2 protein-coding genes are annotated in these 1,616 nt (G+C 71.0%); both read left to right on the plus strand.

Annotated elements, in window-relative coordinates:
- Nucleotides 1–571 (plus strand): phosphopantetheine-binding protein (locus LMU33_RS40735; RefSeq protein WP_228627141.1); only part of this gene is annotated, 571 nt, incomplete at its 5' end.
- A gap of 45 nt (nucleotides 572–616) precedes the next feature.
- Nucleotides 617–1,616, plus strand: a 1,000-nt coding sequence (locus tag LMU33_RS40740; RefSeq protein ID WP_228627143.1) for a beta-ketoacyl synthase N-terminal-like domain-containing protein, incomplete at its 3' end; no start/stop codon positions are given.

The raw sequence follows: 1,616 nt of genomic DNA on the forward strand, positions 1-1,616 counted from the left end.
CGTACGTCGTGCTGCGGCGGCCGATGCCGCGGCCCCCGGGGCCCTGGCCCAACGCCTGACCACACTCCCCCCGGCCGAGCAGGAGAAGGTGCTGCTCGACCTGGTCTGCACGCACGTGGCGGCCGTACTCGGATACGCGGGACCGGCAGCGGTGGACCCGGAGCGGTCCTTCAACGAGGTCGGCTTCGACTCGCTGACCGCGGTGGAGCTGCGCAACCGGCTGACCGCGGCCACCGAGGTCCGCCTCCCCGCGACCCTGATCTTCGACTACCCCACGCCCACCGCCCTGGCCGCCTTCCTCCGGGAGGAGACCGCCCCGGACGGGCCGGCGGCGGTGACCCCGCTGCTCGCGGAGCTCGACAGGCTGGAGGCATCTCTGGCGGTGGTCCTCCCCGATGACGACGGGCATGCGCAGATCACCGCACGCCTCCAGGACCTGCTGGCCAAGTGGGGTGACGGCCGGAAGGAGCCGGAGGACGACGCGGCTGCGGCCGAGGTCGCCGAGGAGATCGAATCGGCGACGGACGACGACCTGTTCGACTTCATCGGTAAAGAGTTCGGGATCTCCTGACGTGAACGGCTCCGCCTTTCTGGCTGCCGCGAGAGGGATGCACGTATGAACGAGGAAAAGCTCCGCTACTTTCTCAAGCGGGTGACGGCGGACCTTCATGAAACCCGGCGCCGCCTGGAGGAAGTCGAGTCCGGGGAGCAGGAACCGATCGCGATCGTCGGGATGAGCTGCCGCTACCCCGGTGGCGTCGGATCGCCCGAGGACCTGTGGCAGCTGGTCCTGGACGGCCGGGACGCGATCTCCGGCTTCCCGACCGACCGCGGCTGGGACATCGAGCGTCTCTTCGACGCCGATCCCGAACAACAGGGCACGAGTTACGTCAGCGAAGGCGGGTTCCTGCACGACGCCAACTACTTCGACCCGGCGTTCTTCGGCATCAGCCCGCGTGAGGCGCTGGCGATGGACCCGCAGCAGCGGCTGCTCCTGGAGACCACCTGGGAGGTGTTCGAACGCGCGGGCATCGACCCGGCGTCGGTGCGCGGCAGCCGGACGGGTGTCTTCGCCGGCGTGATGTACCACGACTACACCTCCCGCCTGCGCGCCGTACCCGAAGGCGTGGAGGGCTACCTCGGCACCGGCGGATCCAGCAGCATCGCCTCCGGTCGCGTGGCCTACTCGTTCGGCCTGGAGGGCCCGGCGGTCACCGTCGACACCGCCTGCTCGTCCTCGCTGGTCACCCTGCACCTGGCCGTCCAGGCGCTGCGCAACGGCGAGTGCTCGCTGGCGCTGGCCGGCGGTGTCACCGTCATGCCGACACCGGGTACCTTCACGGAGTTCAGCCGCCAGCGCGGCCTGTCCTTCGACGGCCGCTGCAAGTCGTTCGCCGCCGCGGCGGACGGCACGGGCTGGGGCGAGGGCGTGGGCATGCTCCTGGTCGAGCGGCTCTCCGACGCCCGCCGCAACGGCCACCCCGTGCTGGCGGTGGTCCGCGGCTCGGCGGTCAACCAGGACGGCGCGAGCAACGGCCTGACCGCGCCGAACGGTCCCTCGCAGCAGCGGGTGATCCGGCAGGCACTGGCCAACGCCCGGCTGACCACGAGGGACG

The organism is Streptomyces barringtoniae (genome assembly GCF_020819595.1).
Classification (GTDB): Bacteria; Actinomycetota; Actinomycetes; order Streptomycetales; family Streptomycetaceae; genus Streptomyces; species Streptomyces barringtoniae.